At 68.3% G+C, this 3,136-nt stretch carries 3 protein-coding genes and 1 pseudogene; 1 reads left to right on the top strand and 3 read right to left on the bottom strand.

The features are described 5' to 3' along the window. The 3 genes and pseudogenes from J8I82_RS37415 to J8I82_RS37425 form a co-directional block, all read right to left on the bottom strand. Nucleotides 1-227: pseudogene (locus J8I82_RS37415) on the bottom strand (amino acid permease); the annotation flags it as partial. Nucleotides 228-410: 183 nt separating this feature from the next. Next, a complete protein-coding gene (locus J8I82_RS37420; RefSeq protein WP_209765623.1) occupies nt 411-614 on the bottom strand; it encodes a hypothetical protein in 204 nt (67 codons plus the stop codon). Between the two features lie 9 nt (nt 615-623). Further along, nucleotides 624-1,856 (bottom strand): MFS transporter, encoded by a 1,233-nt coding sequence (locus tag J8I82_RS37425; protein WP_209765625.1) that lies wholly within the window; start codon nt 1,854-1,856, stop codon nt 624-626. Between the two features lie 173 nt (nt 1,857-2,029). Here J8I82_RS37425 and J8I82_RS37430 point away from each other — a divergent pair, with 173 nt between their 5' ends. After that, complete coding sequence (locus tag J8I82_RS37430) at nt 2,030-3,013, top strand: GlxA family transcriptional regulator (protein WP_209765627.1); 984 nt, start codon at nt 2,030-2,032, stop codon at nt 3,011-3,013. Nucleotides 3,014-3,136: the final 123 nt, after the last annotated feature.

Here is a 3,136-nt window from a genome sequence, read left to right on the forward strand (position 1 = left end):
TAGCACAGCGCGGCAAAGCCGCACGCCAGCGCGGCGATGACGAAGGACACGGTCAGCGCCGGCCCGGCGGTCAGCGCACCGGTGCCGGTCAGCACGAAAATCCCGGTGCCGATGATGGCGCCGATCCCCATCATCACCAGGTCAACCGGACCCAGCACCTTTTTGAGGCCGTCATCGCGCGCGACGGCCAGCATCGCTTCGATGTCCTTGGTGCGGAACAAACTCATTCAGACTCCTGCAGCAGTGGCCGGGGCGCCCGCTTCTGCCTTGGCGGCGGCCCGGAAAAAGCGCGCTAGTTTACGCCTGCCGCAACACGCAGACATCACATTCGGCGCCCGTGCCCGGCGGGCACGGCATCGGAATCATAGGGAACGCGCCATCGTCCGGTGCTGACCGGCGACAAGCCGGCCTCAGCCGCCGCAGCCGGAAGCGGAAAGGCCGCCGTCCACACGTGCCAGCGCGGTGGCGAGCGGGTCCAGCATAAGCATGGCGGTGCCGGCGAGCGCCAGCACCGAGAGTGCGGCGATCCGCACGGGCCGCGGGCACGGTATCGTGCACGCGGCCGCCACCAGCGGAGCCAGCGTGGCGGTCATCAGCAGAAGCTTCAGCAACATGGCGCCGATTCAGCGGCTCGGCGCAGCCTGCGCCTGGCCATCGTCCTCCACCGGCAACGCCCCCGCACGGCGCAGCCCGAACCACGAACACGCCGCCGAGCACAGCGTGATCCCGACCAGCGCGACGATGGTGTGGTAGTAGCTGCGCGTGGCATCGAACGACCACGCGCCCAGCTGCACCGTCAGGAAGGCGCCGATCTGGTGGCCCAGGAACAGCAGCCCGAACACCTTGCCCTTGATCCGGCTGCCATAGCGCTCGAAGCAGAACATCGAGGTCAGGATCACCGTGCCCAGGTAGCTGGCGCCGAAGCCCATCGCGAAAGGCAGCACGCCAAGGCCCGGCACCAGCAGCAGCACCATCGACAGCGAGCGCAGCGCATAGAATCCTGCCAGCAGGCGATGCTTGTCCCACCGCAACGCCAGCGCGCCCGAGACGATGCCGCTGGCCAGTTCCAGCACGCCAAGCGTGCTCAGCGCGCTACCCATCGCCAGCCGCGGCACACCTTGCCCTTGCCAGTAGGCCACCAGGTGCACGTCGATGAAGGCCATGGTCGCGCCGCAGCCGAAGAAGCCCGCTGCCAGCGCATAGAAGACCGGATCGCGCCGGACCACCGCCCATGCCGAGACCTGCACCACCTGCGGCGCCGGCGCGGATCGCGGCTCCCGCCGCGAGGCCAGCCACAGCGCACCAGCCACCGGCAGCGCGAACACCACACCCGCCACGCCGAACGCCGTGGTCCATCCCGCCTGCGGCTGCAGCCAGATCCACAGCGGCGACAGCACGATAAATCCGATCGCGGTACCGTTCGTCACGACCGCGTAGGCCAGGCCCTTCCTGCGCTCCTCGAACAGGCGATCGACCAGGATGCCCATCGGCACGAACGTCATCGCCGCCAATCCGAACGCGCCCGCCAGCCCGAACGCCAGCACGAAGAATGCGAGCGACTGGTGCCACCACGCCACGCTGCCCAGCGCCAGCCCCGCGGCCAATGCTCCGGCGGCCGCCGTGCGCAGCGGCCCGACGCGATCGCTCAGTGCGCCGACCACCGGCGACATCAGTCCCGTCGCCAGCATGAACACGCTGCCGGACCAGGCGAACTGCGCGCGGCCCTGGCCGAAGTGGGCGGCGAGGTCGACGAAGTACACCTGGTACAGGCCCTTCACCGCGGTCGAGACGAACATCGCGGCAAAGCCGATGGCTACCAGCGCGAGAGTGATGGCGGGGATGCGGGTGCGGGTCATGGCGGTTCCTCGGTTCTTCTATCGTGCGGGACTGCCGACATGCTAAGCAACGCCGTGCTGCCGCCACGGCAATGCCGCGGACCAGAAAAGCAAATTTTCAGCCATCACTGTCACGACGCGCCCCGAGCGCGCGAGAATGGCGGCATCGGACCGCTCGATCTTTCCTTGCCGCGATGACCAACGCTTATTTGCTGGTGCTGCCCAACGTCCACATGCTCGACCTCGGCGGCCCGCTACAGATCCTGTCCAGCGTAGCGGAGCTGGGCATCGCACCACTGCGGGTCCGATGCATCGGACCGCATTCGAGCGTGACTTCGTTCCAGGGACCGGCGCTGGGCCAGGTCGAACGGCTGCCCGTGCGCGTGGCGCCCGGCGACGTGGTGCTGGCCATCGGCAGCAAACTTCTGGACACGCTGACGAGTTCGCCGGCGTGGCGCGATAGCGCTGCGTGGCTCAGGGAAACTTTCGCCGACGGCAGGAATGCCGACGTACAGGTCGCCGCCGTCTGCACCGGCGCCTTTCTGCTGGGCGCCGCCGGCCTGCTCGACGGCCGCCTGTGCACCACCCACCATGTGCACACCCGCCGCCTGCGCGCGCGGCACCCCGCCGCGTCGGTCGTGGACAACAGGGTCTTCGTTCGCGATGGCAATGTGTGGACGTCGGCCGGCGTGGCCTCTGGCATCGACCTCGCGCTGCGGCTGGTCGCCGACGCCTATGGCGACGATGCCGCCATCGCCGTCGCGCGCGACAACGTCGTGCCCTTCCGCCGCTTCAGCGGCGATCCGCAGCTGGCGCCGCAATTTCGCGCGCGCTCGCATGGCAACGCTCTGGTGCATGCGGTGCAGGACGCGATCGCGCGCGAGCTGGACGCCAATGTCACCGACCCGCACTTCGCCGACCGCTTCGCCATCAGCGTGCGGCACCTGTCCCGCATCTTCCATGAGGAAACCGGCCTGACGCCCAAGCAATACCAGCTCACTCTGCGCATGGCGCGCGCGCGCAAACTGCTGACGTCATCGAGCCTGGCCGTGGAGGAAATTGCGTTGAAGAGCGGCTTCGCCAGCGTGCAGGCCTTTCGCGCCTGCTGGAACAAGGCCGAGGCGGCCACGCCGCGGGCCTATCGCCAGGCAACCACCGGCAATCCGCAAACCGCATGACTCATTACGACCCGCGCCAGCAGCCGAAGGCGTTCCTACCACGCCGCTACCAGATGTCAGCCGCAGCAAAGAACCCACAAACCAATCCCACTACTTAGCCACCGGCATCGTAAATTCCGCCCC

Source organism: Cupriavidus consociatus (assembly GCF_017814975.1).
GTDB lineage: Bacteria > Pseudomonadota > Gammaproteobacteria > Burkholderiales > Burkholderiaceae > Cupriavidus > Cupriavidus consociatus.